We start from the raw sequence: 23138 nt of genomic DNA, 5'->3' as shown, positions 1-23138 counted from the left end.
TCACTGAATGCACTCAGACAATCACATACCTTCCTTAACTCGCATGATGTGATTAAACTCACGTTGATGACGACGCATCCAGTCCGTTACCTCACACCGATGGAAGACAGCTCCCGGTGGGACGCGTTCGAATTCCGGCCCGGCGATATTGTCATTAATTCGCCGGCGAAATGCGGCACCACCTGGACCCAGACGATCTGCGCGCTCCTGATCTTTCAGACGCCCCAACTACCCGCGCCACTGTCGAGCCTCTCACCGTGGATCGACATGCTCGTGCGTCCGAAACAGGAGGTTTGGGACAACCTGGCCGCGCAGAAACACCGCCGTTTCATCAAAACCCACATCCCGCTCGACGGCATCCCGGTCGATCCGCAGGTCACCTACATCACGGTGGGACGGGACCCGCGCGATGTCGCCATCTCCCTGCGCAGCCACGGCAAGAATCTCAAGCGTGACGTGATTCGTCGATTGATTCATCAGGCCGCCCACCCCGGCAACGCGGCGGCCGAAGTCCAGGTCGACGATCATGACGAGAGGGACTTCCTCGACGAACGGGAGTACTTATTACGTTGGGTGGACAACGACGACTCGCCCTACGACAATCTCGACTCACTGCGTGCGCTGGTCTGGACGCAGAGCCGCGCATGGGTTCGCCGCGCGGAGCCGAACGTCATCCTGCTGCACTACGCCGACCTCTCCAACGACCTCGCCGGCCAGATGCGACGGCTCGCCGCACGGCTCGACATCGAGATCGACGAGAGCAAGTGGCCGGAACTGGTCGAGGCCGCCACGTTCCAGCAGATGCGCAATCGCGCGGATGAGCTCGCACCCGACGAGCAGCTGGGCTACATCCGCGATCACAAACGCTTTTTCCGCAGTGGTAAGTCGGGCCAATGGCAGCAGTTCCTCACCGATGAGGATCGAGCACACTACGACCGTCGGATAGCCGAGCTCGCGGAGCCAGACTTGCGCGAATGGCTCCATCACGGGGCCAGGTGAGCGCATGACTGCCGGGTTTCGATGAAGCATCAGGAAATTCCAGAAATGTCGCCAGATGCGGCAGGACGGCTCGTGACGGTCGAGCGTGTCCCCTCGTTGGACGACGTTGCCGGGTATGCGTGGAATGACGTCGCCGACCCGCAGGACATGTTCCAGAGCCGTGCGTGGCTGCGGGCTCTCGAGCAATCCGGCGACGGACCCGTCACGTATCTGATCGCCCGAGAACCCGGGCACCCTCGCATCCTCGGTGCCCTTCCCCTCTATGACTCGCTCCCCAGTCGTGGTGACTACCTGTACTGGCCGGAGCTCCACTTCCAGGACCTGCTGCACGCCGCGAGTTCGCTCGATGGCCGGCTGGGATTGCTGGCCGGGTCCTGTGCGGGATTCAGTACGCGGCTCATCGTGGACCGCACTCTGCCGACTTCGACCAGGACAGTGGTCCTGCACGCACTTAGGGATGCCGCCTGCGCCGTCGCGGTCGAGCGCGGGCTCCCGTACACCTTCTTCTTGTTCCTCGATGCCGCCGCGTGGAGAGACCTCGCTCCGATCGTCGGCGACGGAGATCAGCACCGATTGGCGAGCGTCGCACAGACCGAGCTGGAGCTCCCCGGTGGGGACTTCGAGGATTATCTGGCGACGCTGCCACGGAACACACGCACCAGCGCCCGCAGGGAGGTGGGGCTCTTCGCCAAGGAGTGCGCGACCGAGACCGTACCTCTCCGTGAGGCCATCACGACCATCGCGCCGATGATCGTGAACGTGCGGGCCAAGTACGGAATGGCGTACAGCGTGGACGCGGTCACGCGACGCCTCTCGGCGTACTCGTCCGCACTGGGAAACGCCTCGTCGGTGGCCCTGCTGTGCCGCGTGCGGGGTCGTCTCGTCGGGACCGGAGTCATGTGCCGCTGGCATGACCGGCTGTACGTGACGGACTTCGGGCGTCTCGATGACGAAGAGGACGAAGCGCCGGACCCGTTCGTGTACTTCAACGCGGCGATCTACGAGCCCATCAAGTACGCCTATTCGGTGGGGCTGTCGACAGTCGTCACCGGCGCCGGGGCGGAGCTGGGCAAGGCCCGGCGTGGTTCGGCCGTGCTCCCGCTGGTGCACCTGGCGTGGGCGGCGGCCGGAGGTAGCCCCAACGGCCAGATCGACACCACAGCGGCGGAGAACCGAAGGCAGCACTGGCACAAGCTACGCAGCGTTCACCCCAGGTACTTTCACTCGGCGTGGGATGAGCTGCTGGGACGCGACATCGAACGACGGGCTGGACATCATGCCCGCGAGGGAGGTTAGCGTGAGCCGAGGGGACGAGCCGACTGGCCCCGTCCATGACACGACCAGCACCGCGACCAACACCACAATCAACACCGCGACCAGCACCGCGACCAGCACTGCCCCGCCGGGGTTTCTCGGACGGGTGCCTCGTGACCTGAACAGGGTCGCCCTGGTCCACGAGGATCGTGAGATCTCCTTCGGCGACGTTGCCGCACTCAGCGAGGACGTCAGCGTCGTCGTGCGGGATCACCGCCTGGAGCGCCGCGTGGTGGGTGTGCCGGCGGACCGGAGCCCGGAGTTCGTCGCGCGGATCGTGGGGCTCTGGAGCGCGGGCGCCGTTCCGGCGATCTTGGGAGACTGGGGCGCTGAGCGGGTACGCGGAGCATTGATGGCCACCGGCGCCGTGGCGGCCTTCGGGCCGTCTGGTCTGGAGCTTCTGAACACCGTCGGGAATGACGGTGTGCCGTCACCCTCGCGCCTCGACGGACTCGACGGACTCGACGGGCTCGACGTGCTCGGTGGAGAGGGCGGGCTCGGTGGAGAGGGCGGGCTCGGTGGAGAGGGCGGGCTCGGTGGAGAGGGCGGGCTCGGTGGAGAGGGCGTGGGAGGAGTCAGTCATATCCTCTTCACGTCCGGCACGACGGGCAGGCCCAAGGGGATCGTCGTCGGGCGAGCGGCCTTCGAGGCCGCCGGTGTGGCGTTCTTCAAGGAACTGCCCATGGACGAATCCGATCGGGTCGCCTTTCTCAGCAGACCCGGCCACGACCCGAGCCTGCGGGAGCTGATCGCGCCCTGGCTCACCGGTGCGACGTTGTTCATTCCCGACAGTCGCACGGCCGCGGATCCCCGGCTGATGGCGGCCTGGCTGTCGAAGCATTCCATCACCGTGCTCCAGGGCTCGCCGGTCCTCCTCCAGCTCATGGCGGGCACGTCGCGGCTTCCCGTCGACAGCCTGCGGCTGGTCTGCTCGGTGGGGGCCCGGCTCACGGCCGCGGCGCTGCGGTCGACCGCACGGTTCGCCCCCTATGCCACCATCGCCAACTGCTACGGCGCGTCGGAGACCCCGCAGGTCGTGTGCGTGCACCAGGTACCGCCCGGTAAGGGGGTCGCGAGCGAGGACCCGATTCCCATCGGACGCGCGCTCGGCCATGCCGTTGTCAAGATCGTTCCCGTCAACGCGTCCGACGGTGAAAGTCCGGAGGGCCGGCTGCACGTGGAGGCCGCTGCCTGCGCACTCGGCTACACGGACGGAACCCCGCTACTGAATCCCGACCATGACCGCCCTAACGGCCGACGCTGGTACGACACCGGCGACATCGTCCGTCGATTACCGGACGGCTCGATGTGCTTCGTACGGCGGGCCGACCGGCAGGTCCAGGTCAACGGCACGCGTGTGGAGCTGGACGAGATCGAGGGCGCGGCCGCCCTGGTCGCCGGCGTCGCCGGCTCGGTGGCGACGTTCGTCGAAGACAGCAGCGGAGTCGGATCCGTACGCCTGACCGTCGTCCGGAGTTCCACGACGGCGCTCGACAGCGACGAGCTTCGTGCGGTGCTCCACGAGCATCTGGACCCCGCGGTGGTGCCCTCAAGCATTGAGGTGCGTGACTCATCGCCGGAGAACAACGGGGGAAAGCCGGCCCAATCGGCGGTCGTGGACGCCGCGCAGGATGAGGACCGGGCGGCGGCGCTGTGGGAGGTGCTTCACGAGAGCGCGCGGTCCGCTCTCGGCCGAGGCCGCAGCGACGGCCGGGTCGACCCTGACGGCGGCTTCTTCGAGGCCGGCTTCACCTCGATGTCCCTCATGCGCTTCGTGTCGGAGGTCTCCGTGCAGCTCGGAACGGAGATCTCTCCCCTACTGGTCTTTCGCTATCCCACCCTGAATGCCTTTGCCAATTACCTGCGGGAGAACCTGGACGACTTGTCCTGACCCGCGACGGCTCGCTCCCCGTACGGAGCGGCAGCAAGCGAATCGAAGGGTGGACGATATGGGCAACCTCGTTGAGCCGATCGCGATCATCGGGATGGCCGGTCGTTTCCCAGGAGCGGTCGACACCCAGCAGCTCTGGAAGAACCTCGTGGCCGGGGAGGAGTCGGTGCGCTTCCCGTCCGAGGACGAGCTCCGGTCGAGCGGCGTGTCGCGTGAGGCGCTGGACGACCAGGCTTACGTGCGGGCGGTGGCGGAGCCTGAGGGCATCGATCTGTTCGACGCCGGGTTCTTCGGCCTGAACCGGCGTGAGGCCGAGGCGTGCGACCCGCAGCTACGGCTGTACCTGGAGACCTCGCACGCCGCCATCGAGAACGCCGGCTATGACGCCTTGAGACTCGGCAGAGCAGGCGTGTTCTCGTCCGTCGCCGCGAACCGCTACGGGATCGGCCGCGTCGTCGGAAACCTTGAGGCACTCCGGAGCGCCACCGGCATGGCGGCCGGCATGTGGAACAACCCCGACAGCGCGTCCACACTGGTCTCGTACAAGCTGAACCTGCACGGCCCCAGCATGACCGTGCAGACCGCGTGTTCGAGCTCGCTCGTGGCCGTACATCTCGCCGTGAACGCGCTCCGCCTCCACGAGTGCGACGTCGCTCTGGCCGGTGGTGCCGACGTCGAGTTCCCCGTCGGTCACGGGTACTGGTGGGCCCAGGACGGCCCGCTGAGCCGGGACGGCCACTGCCGCCCCTTCGACGCGGCGGCCAGCGGCACGATCTTCGGCAGCGGCGTCGGCGTCGTGGTGCTCAAGCGGCTCGCCGACGCCATGGCCGACGGCGATCGGATCACCGCGGTGATCCGGGCCGTGGCCGTCAACAACGACGGCGCGAACAAGGTCGGCTTCACCGCGCCCAGTGCCGATCAGCAGGCGGAGGTCGTGCTGAGCGCCATGGAGGCCGCCGGCGTGGGTCCCGAGGACATCGGGTACGTGGAGGCACACGCCACCGCCACTCGACTGGGTGACGCCATCGAGATCGCGGCGCTGAGAAAGGCGTTCAGCGCTCGGGCAACGTCGGGACTCGCACCCGGGCGGTGTCCCATCGGATCGATCAAGGGAAATGTGGGCCACCTGGGTCACGCGTCAGGGATCACCTCGCTGATCAAGGCCGCTCTGTCGCTGGGCCATGAGCAGATCCCCGCGAGCGTCAACTTCACGGAGGTCAACCCGTTCCTCGAACTCGCGGACTCACCGTTCTTCGTCAACGACACGCTGCGGCCCTGGCCTCGATCGGCCGGTCACCGACGCCTGGCCGGGGTCAGCTCCTTCGGAATCGGTGGCACGAACGCGCACGCGATCCTCGAAGAGGCGCCGACCCGCGCGGTCGACCCGGCTCCGGAGCCCACGCAGCTGATCATGTGGTCAGGACGGACGCCGGCCGCGGCCGAGGCGTACCCGGAGCGGCTTGCCCGATCCTTCAAGGAGAGCGCGGACTCGCTCTCCAGCGTCTCGTTCACGCTGCGAATGGGGCGCACGCCGCACCCGGTCCGAGGCGCTGTGGTGGTCGAGAGCATGTCCGACGCGGCCGCCGCCGTGCGTGACCACGGCAGGCGAGTCGTCACCCCGGAAGAGCGGGCAGAGCGAAGCACCGTGTTCCTGTTCCCGGGAGAAGGGGCGCAGCACGCCCACATGGCGGCGGAGCTCTATCGCACCGAACCGGCGTTCAGCGAGGCACTCGACGAGTGCTTCGCCCTCTTCGATGCCTGCGGCCTGCCACAGCGACAGATCTGGGAGCGGGCGCCGGAAGAGCCGGCGCTCTTCAGCGTCGAGTACGCGCTGGGGCGGCTGTGGCTGGCGCTGGGCATCGAGCCCGACGCGCTGCTCGGCGACGGCATCGGGGAGTTCGCGGCCGCCACGCTCGCCGAGGTGTTCACCCTCCCGGAAGCAGTACGGCTGGTGAGCGCCCGAACCCGAGCGATGGGCGAGTCACCCAGAGGCACGCAGTTCCGGCTGGCCTTCGACGGCATCGCATTACGTCGTCCTCGGTGGAAGATCTACTCCGCGTCCACAGGTGGCCTCGTGGATGCGGCACAGGTGAGCAGCGTGGACTTCTGGCAGCTCACCCGGCCCGTCCTGGTCAAGCAGGCGCTCGAGGCCGTGCTGTCCGACGGTGACCGCGTACTGATGGAGGTGGGCCCCGGGCGGACGCTCACCACCCTGGCACGCGCACATCCCCAGGTGCGCGCCAAGCGGCACCTGACGGTGCCGACGCTCCCGAGCGGGCCGTCGAAGGGCGCCACCGAACGCACCTCGTTCCTTCATGCGCTGGCCCGGCTGTGGACCCTGGGCGCCGAGGTGAACTGGTCGGCGCTGGCCGCGACGGGTGAACGCGTACCTCTGCCGGGCTACCCGTACCAGCGCGAGCGGTACTGGATCGAGTCTCCGAGCGGCCCCGCGCCCGTCCGCGAGGCGGGGGAACCAGCGGGTCGTGCGGTGTTCCGTCTGCCCACGTGGGTGGAGGCCGCGCCGGCCGGGCAGCGCGACACCGACGTGCGGGACCGGTCGCTGGTGTTCCTGCCCGACGATGCGCGACGAGCCGGCGAGCTGGTCGCCCTGCTCGGCAGGGCTGGGTGGGACGATGCGTTGCTGGTGCGGCACGGTTCCTCCTATTCGGGTTCGGGAGCTCGGAGCTCGGAGTTCGTGATCCGCCCCCGGCACTCGGCGGACGTCGTTCGGCTGCTGGACGAGCTGAGAGACTCGCGGCGATACCCGGAGCTCATCATCGACGCGACGCAGCTCGGCGGCCTGGCCGAACCTGACCTGAGCGACATCGACCACCAGCTCGACGCCGGTTTCCAGCGAATCGTCGAGCTGCTGCAGGAAGCGGCGCGACGGGCGCCCGACAAGCGCGCTCGCGGCGTCCTGGTCGTCACCGAGCTGTCCGCGGACGTGACGGGCGGCGAGACCGTGCACCCGGTGCGGGCCATGCTGCTCGGGCTTGTGCGGAGCTACATGCTCGAGAACCCGCGCGCCATGTGCAAGCTGGTCGACGTCCAGGGCGGCGTGACCGACGATCGGCTGGTCGCGGAGCTACGCGGCCGGAAGCGATCCGAGATCGTCGCCCTGCGAGGGGATCGGCGTTGGGTCCCCGGCGAGCGGGAGCTCGTCCCTGACGGTGTGGGCCCTGTCGACCTGCGTCACAGGGGTGCCTACGTCATCACCGGCGGGCTCGGTGGCCTCGGTCTGGCCGTGGCGCGTGGCCTGGCGGACACCGGCCGGCAACCACGGTTGCTGCTGCTGGGTCGTCATGCGGCAGACAGGCACGACGCCGAGCTCGCCGAAATCCGGGCTCTCGGCGCCGAGTGCCGCATCGAGGCATGCGACGTGACCGACGTGGACGCGCTGCGGCGCGTGATCGACCAGGCGTCGGACTCCTTCGGGGGCATCAACGGGGTCTTCCACCTCGCCGGCGTGGCGGGAGGGGGCATGCTCCAGTTCCGGACGCGGGAGCAGGTGTCGCGAACCCTCGCGCCGAAGGTCCACGGCACGTTGGCGCTGGTCGAGGTGCTGCGGGGCCGGGCGGACCTCGACTTCTTCGTGGCCTTCTCCAGCCGCGCGGCGCTCAGGGGCTTGGTGGGCAGTGCTGACTACGCCGCGGCGAACGCCTTCCTCGACGCGGTGGTGCGGCGGCAGCCCTTGGCAGGCTGCGCCTCGATGGCCATCAACTGGCCGTCCTGGGCCGAGGTCGGCATGGCCGCCCGCCAAGGGCGGTCGCCGCAAGCCGGGCGCGCCGAATCGGGGGCGGATGTGCGTTGGTGGTCGACTCCGCTGTCGGCCGAGAACTATCCGATCCTGGACGAACACCGTATGGACGGCGTCCCGGTACTGCCGGGCACGGCCCAGGTCGACTTCGTCCTGCGCGCCTTCCACGAGGCGATCGATCGCCCGAACGGAGGGTCCGCGCAGCTGCGCCACATGGTCTTCCGGAAGCCGATCACCACCCCGGAGCCTGTGTCGCTCGAGGTCGGCTTCGAACCGCACGAGGACCTCTGGCGATTCACCGTTCGCACCACACCGCTCTCCCCAGGCTCCCCTGACGGCCACCGCGTGCACACCACGGGTGAGATCCGGCTGGTGGACGACAGGGCGGACACGGTGGACCTGGACGGGCTGCGCGCGTCGCTGCCCGAGCGGCGGATACCCGTGAACGACGCTGACAACCGGCTGTTCACCATCGGTCCACGATGGCCGGGAGAGGAGATCTGGACCTCCGGGGAGGACATCAGCACGAAGCTCGCCGTACTCACCTTTCCCGAAGCGTTCGACCATGAGCTCGACGAGCACGCGCTGCATCCCACCCTCCTGGACGCGGCGGTGTCACTGGCGCGGGACCCTGATCATGAGCCTCCGCACGCACCCTTCGCGTACCAGTCGATCGTCGTGCACCGCTCGATACCGGGTCTCGCGTACAGCCACATCCGCCGGCGCCCGAGCGGGTCGGACACGATCGTGGCGGACATCGACGTGCTGACGGCCGGCGGTGACGTCGCCGTCGAGGTCAGGGGCTTCACGATGCGCCGCGTCGACGAGTCCATGGTCGCCCCCGAGACCTCTGGTGAACAGCGAGGCACCGATGCCGGGTCGTCGCCCGACGACGGGATCACGCCCGCGACCGGGGTCAGCATGTTGCTGCGCCTCCTGGGCCGGCCCGGTCACAGGCAAGTGGCGATCACCGTGTCGGGGGAGGACGCGGTCCTGAAGAACTCCCCCGAGGACATGCCCCATGACGTCGGCGCCGACGCCGAGCAGCCGGGCGCGTCGGCCATGGCACGTGCGCGGCCCGGTTCACCTGGGCGGGTCTCGGGTGGAGCGCCATCGGACGAGGCGTCGCTCGAGGCTCGGTTGACGGAGATGTGGTGCGCCGAATTCGGGGTGGAGTCGGTCCGCCCCGACGAGGACTTCTTCGAGCTGGGCGGCGACTCCTTCGCCGCGGTGGGTCTGGTCGAGGAGATCCGCAGGGCTTTCAGCGTGGACGTCGGCATCGCGGTGATCTTCGACCACCCGACGGTGGCCGAGCTGGCCGCCGAGCTGCGACGGCTGACCGAGTGACGCGCCGGTCGGGTGGTGTTCAGCCACGGCTGGTGTTCAGCCACGGGTGGTGTTCAGCCACGTGATGGTGTTCAGCCACGGACCTTCCTGACCCATTCGTGAAGAGTCTCGGGGGGCATTTGCTCGACGATCTGGTGGCCGCCGTCGACCAGGTGAACCGACAGCCACTCGGTCGTGTACTGGCTCCAGTCATTGAGGCATTCGGTGTTCCAGGAGCTCGCGTCATTCGTGGCGCCGACCGCGATTATCGGCGCATTGAGCATGGGGCGCGGATCTGCCTCCAGATAGCGATTGAGCAGCTGATATTCAGAGCGCCAAAGACGTGCGTACTCGGGGAGGGCCGCCGTGTCCATGATGTGTGACGGCGCCTCGAGCTCCTCGGCCAATGCCCGGTCCGGCAGCTCCGCCAGAGGTGAGAGCGGCGTGCGATGCGGCGGGTACTGACACATGATGACGGTGCCGCGAAGCTGTCGCTCCAGGTGCTTGGCCGCCTCCAGGCAGACCAGACCACCCATGCTGTGGCCCACGAGCACGACATCCGTGGCACCAGAGTCCGCGACGAGGGCCGCGAGCGCCGCGCCACGCTCGTCAACGGAGGGCACATTCATCGGCTCGCTCCAGTTGGCCCGGCGGATGACAGGTTCCCGGCCCGGCTCGTTCCACCGCTCCACGAACTTCGTCCGGCCGCCCAGACCGGGAACGAAGATGACAGCCTGGTCACCATCGAGTGCCGGGCTGACAATGTAGCTCGCAGGCTCCTGACCACCCATTTCATTCACTCCTATTGACAATCGACGAAGTGCGAGAGCAAGCCTCACCAACTATTTACCGACGCCTAACTAGCCGATCCCTGACAGTCTCCATATACCGCCGCACCAACCGCCAGAGGCAAATTTTCTGAGAATACTGGTTCATTTCAGTAGATCATGGCAAAGTGTGGCAGGTGTCCACGCTGCTAGCTGCCGCCGTGATTATCCTGATCGCTTCAACAGTGCACGCGGTGACCGGATTCGGGTACGCCCTCGTCGCCACTCCGCTGCTGGCCTTCACAGTCGACCCTCATACTGCGGTGGTCGCCACCACGATGTCCGCCCTGGCCATGACCGTCACGATCGCCGTGCGTCAGCGTCACCACGCCGAGTGGAAGGTGGCCATGATCGCCATGGCCGGCATTGTGCTGGGCATGCCGCTCGGCCTCTGGGTGTACGGAGTGACGTCTGAGCGGGTGCTCACGGCACTCATCGGGGTCGGAGTCCTGGGCTGCACCCTGATGGTGTGGCGGCGCGTGAAGGTGCCCGGGAATGTTCCCGTGCTGGTGGGCGTCGGCTTCATCTCCGGCGCACTCTCCACCTCAACCGGCACCAATGGGCCGCCGATGGTCGCCGCCTTCCAGGGCATGGGCTATGACCCGACCAAGTTCCGCGCCACCCTCTCGGTGGTGTTCGCCGGCACCAGCGTGCTCAGCCTGGTCGGATTCGCCGTGGCCGGCGAGGTGAACACCCAGTCGATCTGGATCGGGGTGGTGGGCCTGCCGATCGTGCAGCTGGGGTGGTTCGCCGGCAACGCGGTCTTCCGCCGCATCGATCCGGAACGCTTCCGCAAGGTGGTGCTGGCGGCCCTCCTCGTCAGCGCGGTGGTAACCCTCTCCGCCGCACTGAACGGCTGATGTCGGCCAGGCCCGTGCGACGAGACGGCGAGACCGCGTTACGGCTTTTCTATCCTTTACGGCAGGCACGGTGGGCCCCAACCACCGCACGGGGTCGGGGTCTGTCCAGGGGGACGCTCCTCCGGTGGAGGTGGCCGGCCGCCGCGACGAGACGGTGAGACCGCCCGCGTGCACTCCCCGGCCCATCTGGCCTCCGAGTGGCCGGGAGGCAACTCCCCCGGCTCAGGCGCTTCCACGCCGTAGGAAGGCTACTTGCCTGGCCCAGGTGCTTCCACGCCGTAGCAAGGCTCTCCCCCGGGCTCAGGCGGCTTCCAGGCCGTAGCAAGGCAGCTCCCGGCTCAAGCGGCGCGTCGCCGGGAGGTGGGTCCCCGGCTCAGATCGCTTCCGCGTCGGCCGGGGAGGTAGTGGATCGCGATGGCGCGGCCGGGTGAACCCGTGTCCAGCGTCTGGCGCCAAGGCGTCAGTGGCTGCCACCCGCCAGGTTGAGACCGACAACGCCGAGGAGGATCAGCGCGATGGAGGCGATCTTGATGAGGGACACGCCTTCTCCCAGCACGATCATGCCGAGAGCGGCCGTGCCGACGGCACCGATGCCGGTCCAGACCGCGTAGGCCGTACCGACCTCGAGGGTCTTGAGCGCCAATGCCAGAAGGCCGAAGCTGAGCCCGGCGAAGACGACGAAGCCGATGCTCGGCAGCAGTACGGAGAATCCGTTGCTGTGCTTGAGCGAGTAGGCCATGGCGACCTCGAACAGACCGGCGACAATGATCATAAGCCAGGCCATGACGGCCCCTTTCTTTCAAGGAGCGTCGTCTTCGCAGGCCGGGTACGGCGCGTCTCGTCCGGGCGGGACCCGATCGGCCCCGCACCCCTGACAACGGCCTCGACCACGTGCGGATTCCCGGCCACTCTCGGCCTTCGCGCAGGCTGAGGGCGCGGGCCGGCTCACGTGGTCATCGGCCTGGGCCGCCTGATCGGCTGGACCAACATCGCCGCCGCCACCAACCACTCACTACCGCAGCCCCTGGTCGCCTGGCGGCGCATAGGAACCCTGGTCAACTCGTGCTGGGTTCGTAAGAGGACGCCGAATGCGTCTGGGGGCCGCCGACGGCGAGGAGGCGGTGCAGGACTCGTTGTCCCGGACCCTGCGGTTCGCGGGCTACACCGTCTTCGTCGGTGCCCTCAACCGCCGGGTCTCACCGAGCCCGTGGATCACCGGCGCCTTCGACAACAGCTCTGCCCGCAGCCACTCATCGACCGCTCAGGTCGCTTCCGCGTCGTAGGGAGGCAACTCGCCGTAGCTCAGGTCGCTTCCGCGTCGTAGGGAGGCAACTCGCCGTAGCTCAGGTCGCTTCCGCGTCGTAGGGAGGCAACTCGCCGTAGCTCAGCTCGTCGACCGGCTCAGGATCGTAAGAAGTGGTGACGGATTCGAGCTGCTGGGGCTTGTTGTTCCAGTCGTCGTCGTCCTCCAGCAGGTGCTTGCGGACGAAGTTTTTGGGGTTGAGGTCGCTGGGGTCGAAGTTGGAGAACTCCGGGCCCAGGCCCGCCCGCAGGTCATCGCGCGCGCTGTTGGCCATCCGGCGCAGGTTGCGCAGCGTCTTACCAGCCTGCGAAGCCGCCTGAGGCAGCTTGTCGGGACCGAAGACGAGCAGCGCGATGACGACCAGCGCGCAGATCTCCATCCACCCGAGTCCGAACACCGTTTGCTCCTACCGCAGTCCAACCAAACCGGGGACAACCCGGCTCCTCAAGACTAAGGCCAAACCACCCCGGGCAGGTCGCCAGCCCCCGTCTCGGTTCAGCAAGACCTCGCGGGCGGTCTCACCGTCTCGTCGCGGCGGCCTGCCCCGCATCACCGGAGGAGCGTCCCCCTGGACAGACCCCGGCCCCGCACGGTGGGTGGGGCCCACCGTGCCTGCCGTAAGGGCGGTGAAAGAAAAGCTTGTGGAGACGTCAGGACGGCGTCGGAGCCGGGGTCTCATCGGCAGTAACCGTAAGGGTGGCGGTGCGGTCCTGGCCGGCGCGTTGGTATTTGATGGTGATCTTGGATCCAGGAGACTTGCTGCGGATCAGGGCGATCAGCTCGTTGCCGTCCTGCAGCATCAGCCCGTCGATCTCCATGATCACGTCGCCCGCCTTGAGGCCCGCCTTGGCGGCGGGGCCGCCCGCGTCGACCGGCTGCCGGCCCTCGGTCGGGCCCGAGGCGATGCGTACGCCCTGACCCTTGTAGTCCTTGTCGAGGACGATGCCGATCTTCGGGCGCTTGGCCTTGCCGGTTGTGATGATCTCCTCGGCGACGCGGCGCGCCTGGTTGACCGGGATGGCGAAGCCGAGGCCGATGCTGCCGCCCTGGCTGCTCATGGAGCGGCTCAAGGTGGCGATCGCGGAGTTGACGCCCACGACCTCGCCCTTGCCGTTGACCAGCGGGCCGCCCGAGTTGCCGGGATTGATCGCGGCGTCGGTCTGGATCGCGCTGATGTAGGCGGGCTCCTCGGTGCTGGTGCCGCTCTCGTCGCCCGCGATGACCGGGCGGTTCAGGGAGCTGACGATGCCGGTCGTCACCGTGCCGGTGAGGCCCAGCGGGGAGCCGATCGCGATGACCGGGTCGCCCACGACCACCTGGTCGGAGTTGCCAAGGGTGATCTCGGGCGTGCCGAACGTCTCCTCCGGCTTGACCACGGCCAGGTCGGAGCCCGGGTCACGGCCGACGATGCGGCCCTTCGTGGTCTTGCGGTTGTTGAACATGATCTGGATGTCGCCGCCCTTGGCGGCCGGGGCGACCACGTGGTTGTTGGTGACCACGTAGCCGTCCTTGATCAGGAAGCCGGAGCCCGACACGCCCTCGGCGCTGTTGGCGTTGACCTCCAGCGAGACCACGCTGGAGCGGGCGCGGGCGGCCACTCCGGCGACGGAGTCGGGGGCCCGGTTCGTGGCGCCGCTCGGGATGGGACCGAGGCTGTAGGAAGGGTCGGTGCCGCTGCTGCTCGATCGGGTCAGCAGGTAGGTGCCGACGCTGCCCAGGCCCGAGGCGACCAGGGCGATGACGACGGCCAGGACGATCAGGACGCCGGTGCCGGGACCGCGTCTGAGAGCGGGTGCCGACCCCAGGCCGCCGGGCGGCGGGGCCCAGCCCGCGCCCATGCCGAGCGCGTTGGGCGGCGGGGGCGGGCGCTTGTCGCCCCCGAACGGCGGCGGGCCCGCCGAGTTGCCGAAGAACGGGCTCTCGTAGGAGCGGGTGCTGTTGGGCGGCGGCGGCTCCTCAGCCGGTGCCTGGCCCGAGGCCGGAGCCGCGTACGAGGCCGGAGCCGGGTAGGAGGGGCTGCCATAGGACGCGGTGTCTCCAGGACGGCCTGACGGGTCACCCCACCGGCCGCTCTCGAAAGAGGCCGTCTCGGACCGCCATCCAGACTGTTCGGCCTGGTCGTCGGCCGGCAGGAACTCCGGCCGCCCCTGTGGCTCAGGGAAGTCCGACGGCATGCGTCCTTCTGGTGGGCGCGTCTCGTCGGTCATCTAGATCTCACCACTCCTTGCCTCGGACACCGCAATCCTGGCGTGAACGGCATACGAGAGTCGTAAAGCAATTGTCAGGCAATGAGCCAACATATGTGGACACCTGACAGATTCCCGAACTCAAATCGTATGCCCCAGACGCCGTCGACTACGCCACTCGAGTATCCCAGGCATTCCTGAGAGCGGGCGTTAGATCAGGGCGTGGCGGTGGGCAGAGTAGTGGTGGGCGATGAGGTGGGTGTGTGCCGCGCCTGCTCGAACAGCTCGACCGGTGGCGCCTGAGCGCTCTGGCCGACCCCCGAGACGGCGAAGAAGGTGCCGAGCGCGACGGCCGCGGAGACCACGCCGACCGCCACGTACGCGCCGCGCCGCCTACCCCCGCGGCCAGGGCCCGAACCGCCACCAGTTGCGTCCCTGCGCGGGCGGTTGTCCAGCGGAGCGATGCTGTGCGGCCCAGGGATGGGCACTCCGCCGAACGTCCGGGTAGGGAAAGGCCGCTCCCTGGGGGGCAACGGGCCACCGGGCTCGGACATCCGCAGCAACGACATGGTGAGATCGGCCGGCATCACCGGTCCGTCGAGCGAGCGCAGGCGCGACTTCAGCGCCCGCATCGACTCGACCTCCCGCCTGCAGTCGCCACAGAAGGTCAGATGAGCTAGAGCGCGGTCGCGTTCGGTGTGATTCAACTCACCGTCCACGAGCGCGGAAACGCGTTCTCCAAGATGCGACATATCAGACTTCCTCCCCACGGGTACCCGACGGGAATGATGGCGGGGGAAGTTGGGAATTACGGGGGGCCCGGTGATCGAGCGCCTCCCGCAACTGCGCCCGGCCACGGTGAATACGGCTTCGGACCGTACCCAGCTTGACGCCGAGCGTGGCCGCGATCTCCTCGTACGACAGACCTTCGATGTCACACAGCACGATCGCGGCCCGGAACTCCGGTGCGAGCGCGTCGAGCGCGGCCTGGATGTCCGGCTCAAGGTGAGCGTCGTCGAACGCCTGCGCCGGTGACGGCTCGCGCCCGCGCAGCCGTTCGGCCGCGTCGTCGGCGAGCCCCTCGAACCGGATGCGCTGCTTGCGCCGCGCCATGTCGAGGAACAGGTTCGTCGTGATCCGGTGCAGCCAGCCCTCGAACGTTCCGGGGGTGTAACTCGACAGGGACCTGAAGACCCGCACGAAGACCTCTTGGGTGAGATCTTCGGCATCGTGGACATTGCCGGTCAGGCGATACGCCAGCCGGTATACACGTGCGGAATGAGTCCGCACCACTTCCTCCCAGGTGGGAGGCGTCCAGTCAGACACGGGAGTATCGGCCTGGTGGTCACTTTCGTCCACCAGAACTCCTCTCATTGGGACCACCGCTACCGCCATAGTGCCTGGTTTCGTCCCTTCGTGCGTACTGCCTACCCTCCGGACCGGCAAAGCCCGTTTAAACCTGCAACGCCTCACGGTCGTCTTGAGTTCCCGTCCCGGCGTGTCTCCCCTAGGCTGCGATCGGTGACCAATCGCACGAAAGTGGGGGGAGGAGGCCGATGACCAGTCCGGTAGAGGCCACTCTGGCCTATGCGGAGCAGTTCCATCATGAGGATGAGATCCTGCACGCGGCGCGCCTGCGCGGCCTGGAAATGGGCGCCACGCCCATCCTTCCCGGGGGCGGGGCGGCACTCTGCTTCCTCGCCACGGCCGTCAACGCCAAGTCGGTCGTCGAGATCGGCACGGGCTGCGGCGTCTCCGGTCTGTGGATGCTGCGCGGCATGCGCCCCGACGGAACGCTGACCAGCGTCGACGTGGAGCCGGAGCACCAGCGGCTGGCCAGGCAGGCCTTCGCCGAAGCCGGGTTCTCCGGCGGGCGGGTGCGGCTGATCACCGGCCGGGCCCTCGACGTGCTGCCCCGGCTCTCCGACGGCGGCTATGACATGGTCTTCGCCGACGGGGCCAAGCAGGAGTACGCCGACTACCTGGCCGAGGCCGTCAGGCTGCTGCGCGTGGGCGGCATCGTCGCCTTCGACAACGTCCTGTGGCACAACCGCGTGGCCGACCCGGCGCAACGCGACCCCGACACGGTCGCGCTGCGCGAAGTGGGCAAGCTGGTGCAGTCCGACGACCGCCTGCGCTCGCTGCTGATGCCCCTGGGCGACGGGCTGCTCGCCGCCGTCAAGATCGCCTCATAGCGCCGAGCCTGCGGCGCGTACTCCAGGCGCGTCAGCCACGCCCGCGGCACGCGTACTCCTAGCGCGTCAGCCACGCCCGCGGCACGCGTACTCCTAGCGCGTCAGCCACGCCCGCGGCACGCGTACTCCTAGCGCGTCAGCCACTCCAGCAGCACGCGCACCCCGAACCCGGTCGCGCCCTTGGTGAGCACGCCCTCGTTCACGGTGCTGCGTCCGACGCCCGCGATGTCCAGGTGCGCCCACGACCGCTTGCCCGCGAACTCCCTCAGAAACAGCGCCGCCGTGATCGACCCGGCCCCGTAGGTGGAACCGCTCTCGACGTTGGCCAGGTCCGCGATCGAGGACTCCAGCGCCGGCGCGTAGTCGTCGATCAGCGGCATCCGCCACAGCCGGTCGTCACTGGCCTGCCCCGCCTCGACCAGCCGCTGGGCGAGGTCGTCGTCGGTGGCGTAGACGGCGCCATAGCCGCGGCCGAGCGCGACGGTGATCGCCCCGGTGAGCGTGGCGATGTCCACCACCTCATCCGGGTCGAGCTCGGCGTCGGCGTAGGCGAGCGCGTCGGCCAGCACCAGCCGCCCCTCCGCGTCGGTGTTGAGCACCTCCACCGTGCGGCCGCCGTAGTGCTTGATGACGTCGCTGGGCCGCTGGGCCGTACCGGAAGGCATGTTCTCGGCCGCCGCGATCAGGCCGGTCACCCGCACAGGCGCGCCCAGCCGGGCGAGCGCGGAGATGACCGCGATCACCACGGCGCCGCCCGCCATGTCGGTCTTCTGGGTCTTCATGTTCTCGTTCGGCTTGAGCGACAGGCCGCCCGAGTCGAACGTGATGCCCTTGCCCACCAGCACGACATGCCGGTCGCTCGGCTCGGGCGGGGTGTAGGAGAGCTGGATGAGGCGGGGCGGGTTGGCCGAGCCCCGGCCGACGGCCAGGATGCCGCCGAAGCCGCCCGCCTGCAGTTGCTCCTCGTCCCAGACGCGTACCGGCACGTCCTGCTCGGCCGCGCGCTCGGCCAGCCAGAGCGGGTTCTTGACCGACGCGGGCGTGTTGGTCAGGTCGCGGGCCAGCGCCACCGCCTGGGCGACGGTCTGGCCGCGCCGCACCGCGTCCTCGTCGGCGCCGACGAATGTCAGCGCCCGCACGGACGGCTTGCCCGGCTCACCGATCTTGAAGGTGTACGCCGCCAGCAACGCGGCCTCGGTGAAGGCCGTCACGTCGCCCGCCGGCGTCACCACGACCAGCGCCTGCCTGCCCTTGGCCTTGCGGGTGAGCGCGGCCGCGGCCTTGCGCAACGCGCGCGGCGAGCCGTCGCCGACCCCGTACAGGAGCACCCGGCCGACCCCGTCGGCCCGCGCGACCGGGATTTCCACCACCTCACCCGCCTCTCCCTTGGCGTCGTAGTGCGCCAGCAGGGCGGCCGTCGGCACGTGCAGATCCAGCTCGACGGCGGGAGCGAGCTCCGCGTCATAGGGCACGGCGAGCAGCTCGACGTCGGCTGGGACGTCGGCCACCACCGACGTCGTGGTCTCAATGGGCACGGAAATCCCCCTCAAACGTCAGCGGCCCTGGCGCGGACGCACGCCAGGGCCGTGGAACGACCTGTATCTCGGGAGCTCTCAGCCGACGACGTTCTTCAACGCTTCGCCGAGCGCCTTTGCCTCGTCGGCGGAAATCTCCACGACGAGCCGGCCGCCACCCTCCAGGGGGACCCGCATGACAATGCCGCGCCCTTCCTTGGTGACTTCCAGCGGACCATCGCCGGTCCGCGGCTTCATCGCCGCCATGCGTGCATCCCTTCCTGCCTTGGGCTCCCGCGGCCCGCGGTTTCCGGCCGCCCCTGAGGATGGCCGACGCATTCACGTCATCTGTGATGTCCTATTCTCCCGCATCGAGAGCGCTCATGGGTAACGATCTCCTCCCAGAATGCGTTGTCCATGCTGGCGAAGGCGGCCAAACTGGACTTCGTGCATGCTCGCGCCGCTCTGTTCGACCTCTATGGAGACCACCTGCGCTCGCGCGGTGGACAGGCATCCGTGGCCGCGCTCGTACGGCTCATGAAGCCCCTCGAAATCGCCGCCCCAGCCGTGCGGACGGCCGTTTCCCGCATGGTGCGGCAAGGCTGGTTGCAGCCCGTCAGGCTGCCCCAAGGCGCCGGTTACGGACTTACGCCGAAGTGCGTCAGACGTCTGGACGAAGCCGCCTTGAGAATTTACCGAGCCGGAACTTTGAGCTGGCGTGGCCGGTGGCACCTGATCGTCTTCGGGCCGGTCAAGGACCGTCCGCGCAGGGAACGGCTCCGCGCCGACCTCACCTTCCTGGGGTACGCCGCGCTGTCGGAGACGACCTGGATCGGCCCGCGTTCGTCGATCGAGCTGGACAACCTGCTGGAGGGTGAGGGCGTGCGCGCCGACAGGTTCGACGCGGCGCTCGAGGGCGATCCGCGCGAGCTGGTGGCCCGCGCCTGGGATCTGACCGCCATCGGCGCGGCGTACGAGCACTGGCTGTCGGAAGCTGTCACTCTGGTCGGCGCGCTGCCCGGCGGCGCCCCGGCGGATCAGGTGTTCGCGACCAGGAGCAGACTCGTGCACGGATGGCGCAACTTCCTGTTCCGGGACCCCGGCCTCCCCCCGGAGCTGCTGCCAACCGCCTGGCCGGGCGAGAAGGCCAGGGCCTACTTCGAGCAGGAGGCGGTCCGCCTGCTGCCCGCGGCCGCCGCGTTCGTCGACAGGGAGCTGCCTTGATCCGCTATGACGTGACCGATGCCGTCGCCACCATCACCCTCGACCGGCCCGACGCGATGAACTCGCTGACGGCCGAGGTGAAGGCGGCCCTGCTCGACGCGCTGCGCCGCGCCGCCGCCGATCCCGAGGTCCGCGCGGTGCTGCTCACCGGCTCGGGACGGGCCTTCTGCGCGGGACAGGACCTGCGCGAGCACGCCGACAACCTGGAGGCCGGCCGTGGCCTGGCCGACACGGTCCGCGCGCACTACAACCCCATCGTCGAGCTGATCACCACGATGGCCAAGCCGGTCGTGGCGGCGGTCAACGGCGTGGCCGCCGGGGCGGGCGCCTCACTGGCCTTCGCCTGCGACCTGCGGGTGGCTTCGGACAAGGCGAAGTTCGCGATGGCGTTCGCCGGGGTGGGCCTGGCGCCCGACTCGGGCGCGTCGTGGACGCTGGCCCGTCTGGTGGGTCTGGGCCGGGCGACCGAGCTGCTGCTGCTCGGCGAGCCGCTCACCGCGGCCCGCGCGCTCGAACTGGGCGTGGTCACGCGCGTCGTGCCCGCCGAGGACGTGCTCAAGACCGCCCATGAGCTGGCCGTACGGCTGGCGGCGGGGCCCACCAAGGCGTTCGCGGCCACGAAGCGGGCGGTGGCCTACGCCGCGACGCACTCGCTGCCCGAGACGCTGGCTGTGGAGGCCGACCTGCAGGACGAGTGCGTGGCCACCCAGGACCACCTCGACGCCACGCGGGCCTTCCTGGTCAAGCAGGCACCGACGTTCCACGGCCGCTGAATGCGCCCTGCTACGGCTGTGCCTGCCGGGCGACGCAGCCCTCGATGTGGTCGTTGACCAGGCCGATGGCCTGCATGAGGGCGTACGCGGTGGTCGGGCCGACGAATCTGAAGCCGCGCTTCTTGAGGTCCTTGGCCAGGGCCTTGGAGGCCGGCGTGATGGCCGGGACGTCGGTCATCGACCGGTAGACCGGGGACTCGGCGTCGGCGTACTGCCAGACCAGGTCGGACAGACCGCCGGGCAGGTCCAGTGCGACCCGCGCGTTGGCGATGGTCGCCTCCACCTTGGCGCGGTTGCGTACGATGCCGGGGTCGCCGAGGAGGCGGGTCACGTCCTGCTCGGTGTACGCGGCGACCTTGGGGATGGAGAACTGGTCGAAGGCGGCGCGGAAGTTCTCCCGCTTGCGCAGGATGGTCAGCCACGACAGGCCCGACTGGAAGGCTTCGAGGGAGACCCGCTCGAAGACACCGTCGTCGCCCCGGACCGGGCGGCCCCACTCCTCGTCGTGGTAGGTGGTGTAGATCGGGTCCGCCATCCCCGGCCAGCTACAGCGGATCACTTCGGCCACTTGCGTCACTTGCGTTCGTCCCTGTCCTCGCCCGGCGCGACCCGCACCGGCTCACTCTCGCGCTCCAGCCCCTTGTCGCTCGACTGGGCCGGGATCGGCTCCCCGTCACGGACCGGGTCACCGTCGCGGTCCTGCTCGTCTTCCGTCGCCGCGGCCGAAGCGTCGAACGCGGCCGTGTGATCGGCCGGCGCCTCGGATGGCGTGGCGTCGTCTTCCGGCTCCGCCACGACGTCCGGCTCCACCACGACGTCCGGCTCCACCACGACGTCCGGCTCCACCACCGCGTCCGGCTGGCCGGCCACCGCCTCCGGCTGGCCGGGCACCGCCTCCGGCTGGTCGGGGACCGCCGCCGCGTCCTCAGGCTCGTCCGTGGACGGCTCAGCGTGCTGGTCTCCCAGGGCGTGCGGCTCGGCTGCCGAGTCCCCCTCCTGAGAGAGGTCCCAGGGGGCGGCCGGTGGCTCGTGGTCGGTGCGCAGGCCGGCGCCCGGAGCCGCGTAGACCTCCTGGCGCGCGTACAGCCGACTCGACAGCAGCTCGGAGACCCGCTGTTCGAGCACCGCGATCCTGGTGTCCCGAGCGCTGATCGCCGTCGCCGCCCTGCGCAGGGTCTCGTCGACACTCTGCGTGTGATAGCCGACCAGGTTGACCGGCAGCTGCAGCGCCATGAAGTCCACCGCCGTGAGCTGCCCAGGCTCCGGCAGGTCGAGAGGCGGCACATCCGGCGGGAACTCGGTCAGCTCCCCGCCCCTTCCGAGGGAGACCAGGACCACGCAGGCCAGAATGGCGAGCGCGGCTATGGCGAGTACGACCAGCACATTGGCATCGTACTCATACGATCGAGGCACGAGTCCCGCACTTGCCGCGCCTGTTACGTCTTGGGACTCCCCGGGACGGGTCAGCCGGTGGACTCGCCGAGCTCCTCCACGCTGGGCCGAACCGGCGTGCTAGCGGCCTCCAGGTGCGCGAACGCCTCCTCGACCGTGCTGGTCCAGGAGATGGCGTCGAAGATGTTGGCCCGGGTGAAGCCCGCCTCGTACATGTTCTCGATGAGCTGTCGCAGCGGCGTGTACAGGCCCCACGGGTCGAGGATCACCAGCGGACGGTCGTGGATGCCGAGGACGCGGGCCGTCCAGATCTCGAAGAGCTCCTCCAGCGTGCCGATGCCGCCGGGCAGGACGAGGAAGGCGTCGGAGCGCTCGTCCATGGCGGCCTTGCGCTCGCGCATGCCGGTGGTGACGATCAGCTCGTCGGAGTTCGTGTCGGCGACCTCGATGTCGACCAGGACCTGGGGGATCACGCCGATGGTCCGCCCGCCGGAGGCGCGGGTGGCGGCGGTGACAGCGCCCATGCACGAGACGGTGGCGCCGCCGCTCACCAGCGTGTGACCACGCTGGGCGAGCTCGGCGCCGACCTCTGTGGCGAGTTGGAGGTACTTCTCGTCAATCTTCTGACTGGACGCGCAAAACACGCAGATATTCACGCATTTGAGCTTATTGGGGTTCGGCCGGCTGGGCGGCGACGGCCTTCTGCTCCTCCCGGAGCTGCTCGGACCGCTTGAGGTCGGCGTCGACGATGATGCGCACGGCCTCCTCGACGTCGTCGGTCACGGTGATGAGGTCGAGATCCTGCTCAGCGATCTTGCCGGAGTCCAGGAGCGTGCCCTTGATCCAGTCCATCAGGCCGCCCCAGAACTCCGAGCCCATCAGCACGACGGGAAAGGACGTCACCTTCTGCGTCTGCACCAGCGTGAGCGCCTCGAACAGCTCGTCGAGCGTGCCGAACCCACCGGGCAGCGCGATGAAGCCGCACGAGTATTTGACGAACATCGTCTTGCGGACGAAGAAGTAGCGGAACTCGATGCCGAGGTCCACGTAGTCGTTCATCCGCTGCTCGAAGGGCAGCTCGATGCCGAGCCCCACCGACACGGCGCCCTCGACGTCCAGGGCTCCCCGGTTGGCCGCCTCCATGATCCCGGGGCCGCCGCCGGTGATCACCGCGTATCCGGCCTGGGCCAGCGCACGGCCGAGCGCGCGGCCCACGCCGTAGTCGGCGGAGTCCTTGGGCGTGCGGGCGGAGCCGAAGACGGTGACCGCCGGGGGCAGCTCGGCCAGCTGCCCGAAACCCTCCACGAACTCCGCCTGGATGCGCAGTACCCGCCACGGATCCATGTGCACCCAGTCGGCGGGGCCCTGGCGGTCGAGCAGCCGCTGATCATGGGTGGTTTGCAGCGCGAGACTGCCGCGGACCACGGCCTGCCCCTGACGGCGTTCCGGACGTGTCTGTTCCATGCGGTCACGCTAGCCCAACGCCGGGCGCCCTCGCGCACAACGAGGACTAGTCACCCGTTAGAGGCACTCTGCGGCAAATGCCCTGGTAGATGGCGCTAAGAACCCGCGTAAAA

21 protein-coding genes and 1 riboswitch are annotated in these 23138 nt (G+C 68.8%); of the genes, 9 read left to right on the top strand and 12 right to left on the bottom strand.

The features are described from left to right. The first annotated feature begins 66 nt into the window (after window positions 1-66). The 4 genes from AB0H88_RS34445 to AB0H88_RS34430 all read left to right on the top strand — a co-directional run bounded on the left by AB0H88_RS34445 (window position 67) and on the right by AB0H88_RS34430 (window position 9308). A complete protein-coding gene (locus AB0H88_RS34445) occupies window positions 67-999 on the top strand; it encodes a sulfotransferase domain-containing protein (RefSeq protein ID WP_357651927.1) in 933 nt (310 codons plus the stop codon). 72 nt (window positions 1000-1071) lie between these two features. After that, window positions 1072-2295: a peptidogalycan biosysnthesis protein gene (locus AB0H88_RS34440; RefSeq protein ID WP_357651925.1), complete on the top strand. Its 1224-nt coding sequence runs from the start codon at window positions 1072-1074 to the stop codon at window positions 2293-2295. A gap of 1 nt (window position 2296) precedes the next feature. Continuing rightward, a complete protein-coding gene (locus tag AB0H88_RS34435; protein ID WP_357651923.1) occupies window positions 2297-4204 on the top strand; it encodes an AMP-binding protein in 1908 nt (635 codons plus the stop codon). Window positions 4205-4262: 58 nt separating this feature from the next. Further along, on the top strand, window positions 4263-9308 hold the full coding sequence (locus AB0H88_RS34430) for a type I polyketide synthase (RefSeq protein ID WP_357651922.1): 5046 nt from the start codon (window positions 4263-4265) through the stop codon (window positions 9306-9308). Between the two features lie 71 nt (window positions 9309-9379). On the opposite strand, the gene AB0H88_RS34425 is transcribed toward AB0H88_RS34430, so the two are convergent. Then, complete coding sequence (locus AB0H88_RS34425; protein ID WP_357651920.1) at window positions 9380-10078, bottom strand: alpha/beta fold hydrolase; 699 nt, start codon at window positions 10076-10078, stop codon at window positions 9380-9382. 164 nt (window positions 10079-10242) lie between these two features. Between AB0H88_RS34425 and AB0H88_RS34420 the strand changes: the two genes are divergently transcribed. Further along, on the top strand, window positions 10243-10974 hold the full coding sequence (locus AB0H88_RS34420) for a sulfite exporter TauE/SafE family protein (RefSeq protein ID WP_357651918.1): 732 nt from the start codon (window positions 10243-10245) through the stop codon (window positions 10972-10974). Between the two features lie 460 nt (window positions 10975-11434). Here the strand turns inward: AB0H88_RS34420 and AB0H88_RS34415 are convergent, their stop codons facing one another. Then, window positions 11435-11758 carry a multidrug efflux SMR transporter gene (locus tag AB0H88_RS34415; protein ID WP_357651917.1) on the bottom strand — a complete coding sequence of 108 codons (324 nt, stop codon included), beginning with the start codon at window positions 11756-11758 and terminating at the stop codon, window positions 11435-11437. Between the two features lie 19 nt (window positions 11759-11777). Beyond that, window positions 11778-11843, bottom strand: a riboswitch (guanidine-III (ykkC-III) riboswitch). Window positions 11844-12062: 219 nt separating this feature from the next. On the opposite strand from AB0H88_RS34415, the gene AB0H88_RS34410 reads away from it, so the two are divergent. Continuing rightward, on the top strand, window positions 12063-12257 hold the full coding sequence (locus AB0H88_RS34410) for a hypothetical protein (protein WP_357651915.1): 195 nt from the start codon (window positions 12063-12065) through the stop codon (window positions 12255-12257). 60 nt (window positions 12258-12317) lie between these two features. Here AB0H88_RS34410 and AB0H88_RS34405 read toward each other — a convergent pair whose 3' ends face one another. The 4 genes from AB0H88_RS34405 to sigE form a co-directional block, all read right to left on the bottom strand. After that, on the bottom strand, window positions 12318-12674 hold the full coding sequence (locus AB0H88_RS34405) for a sec-independent translocase (protein ID WP_357651913.1): 357 nt from the start codon (window positions 12672-12674) through the stop codon (window positions 12318-12320). 253 nt (window positions 12675-12927) lie between these two features. Further along, window positions 12928-14484, bottom strand: coding sequence for a trypsin-like peptidase domain-containing protein (locus AB0H88_RS34400; RefSeq protein WP_357651911.1), 1557 nt, complete (start codon window positions 14482-14484; stop codon window positions 12928-12930). A 194-nt stretch (window positions 14485-14678) separates the two neighbouring features. Beyond that, window positions 14679-15215, bottom strand: coding sequence for a zf-HC2 domain-containing protein (locus AB0H88_RS34395; protein ID WP_357651909.1), 537 nt, complete (start codon window positions 15213-15215; stop codon window positions 14679-14681). 1 nt (window position 15216) lies between these two features. Further along, entirely contained in the window at window positions 15217-15858 is a 642-nt protein-coding gene (gene sigE, locus AB0H88_RS34390) for an RNA polymerase sigma factor SigE (RefSeq protein WP_214639755.1), read from the bottom strand. A 161-nt stretch (window positions 15859-16019) separates the two neighbouring features. Between sigE and AB0H88_RS34385 the strand changes: the two genes are divergently transcribed. Then, entirely contained in the window at window positions 16020-16658 is a 639-nt protein-coding gene (locus AB0H88_RS34385) for an O-methyltransferase (protein ID WP_357651907.1), read from the top strand. A gap of 128 nt (window positions 16659-16786) precedes the next feature. On the opposite strand, the gene AB0H88_RS34380 is transcribed toward AB0H88_RS34385, so the two are convergent. Then, window positions 16787-18193 carry a leucyl aminopeptidase gene (locus tag AB0H88_RS34380; RefSeq protein ID WP_357651905.1) on the bottom strand — a complete coding sequence of 469 codons (1407 nt, stop codon included), beginning with the start codon at window positions 18191-18193 and terminating at the stop codon, window positions 16787-16789. Between the two features lie 78 nt (window positions 18194-18271). Further along, on the bottom strand, window positions 18272-18439 hold the full coding sequence (locus AB0H88_RS34375) for a DUF3117 domain-containing protein (protein WP_020545024.1): 168 nt from the start codon (window positions 18437-18439) through the stop codon (window positions 18272-18274). A gap of 150 nt (window positions 18440-18589) precedes the next feature. Between AB0H88_RS34375 and AB0H88_RS34370 the strand changes: the two genes are divergently transcribed. Both AB0H88_RS34370 and AB0H88_RS34365 read left to right on the top strand, forming a co-directional pair. Then, complete coding sequence (locus AB0H88_RS34370) at window positions 18590-19396, top strand: PaaX family transcriptional regulator C-terminal domain-containing protein (RefSeq protein ID WP_357651903.1); 807 nt, start codon at window positions 18590-18592, stop codon at window positions 19394-19396. Then, a complete protein-coding gene (locus AB0H88_RS34365) occupies window positions 19393-20169 on the top strand; it encodes an enoyl-CoA hydratase-related protein (protein ID WP_357651901.1) in 777 nt (258 codons plus the stop codon). The genes AB0H88_RS34370 and AB0H88_RS34365 overlap by 4 nt, the downstream gene beginning before the upstream one ends. Before the next feature lie 10 nt (window positions 20170-20179). Here the strand turns inward: AB0H88_RS34365 and AB0H88_RS34360 are convergent, their stop codons facing one another. The 4 genes from AB0H88_RS34360 to AB0H88_RS34345 form a co-directional block, all read right to left on the bottom strand. Beyond that, window positions 20180-20737, bottom strand: a complete 558-nt coding sequence (locus tag AB0H88_RS34360) for a DNA-3-methyladenine glycosylase I (protein WP_357652104.1) — start codon at window positions 20735-20737, stop codon at window positions 20180-20182. 5 nt (window positions 20738-20742) lie between these two features. After that, a complete protein-coding gene (locus AB0H88_RS34355; RefSeq protein WP_357651899.1) occupies window positions 20743-21552 on the bottom strand; it encodes a hypothetical protein in 810 nt (269 codons plus the stop codon). Window positions 21553-21632: 80 nt separating this feature from the next. After that, window positions 21633-22217, bottom strand: a complete 585-nt coding sequence (locus AB0H88_RS34350) for a TIGR00730 family Rossman fold protein (protein WP_357651897.1) — start codon at window positions 22215-22217, stop codon at window positions 21633-21635. 10 nt (window positions 22218-22227) lie between these two features. Next, complete coding sequence (locus AB0H88_RS34345) at window positions 22228-23025, bottom strand: TIGR00730 family Rossman fold protein (RefSeq protein ID WP_357651895.1); 798 nt, start codon at window positions 23023-23025, stop codon at window positions 22228-22230. Between the last annotated feature and the right edge of the window lie 113 nt (window positions 23026-23138).

The sequence above is a fragment of the Nonomuraea sp. NPDC050680 genome (genome assembly GCF_040654555.1).
In the GTDB taxonomy this organism is placed as follows: Bacteria; Actinomycetota; Actinomycetes; order Streptosporangiales; family Streptosporangiaceae; genus Nonomuraea.
The sequence above is the reverse complement of the archived record's forward strand: the minus strand, read 5'-3'. Positions and strand labels throughout refer to the sequence as shown.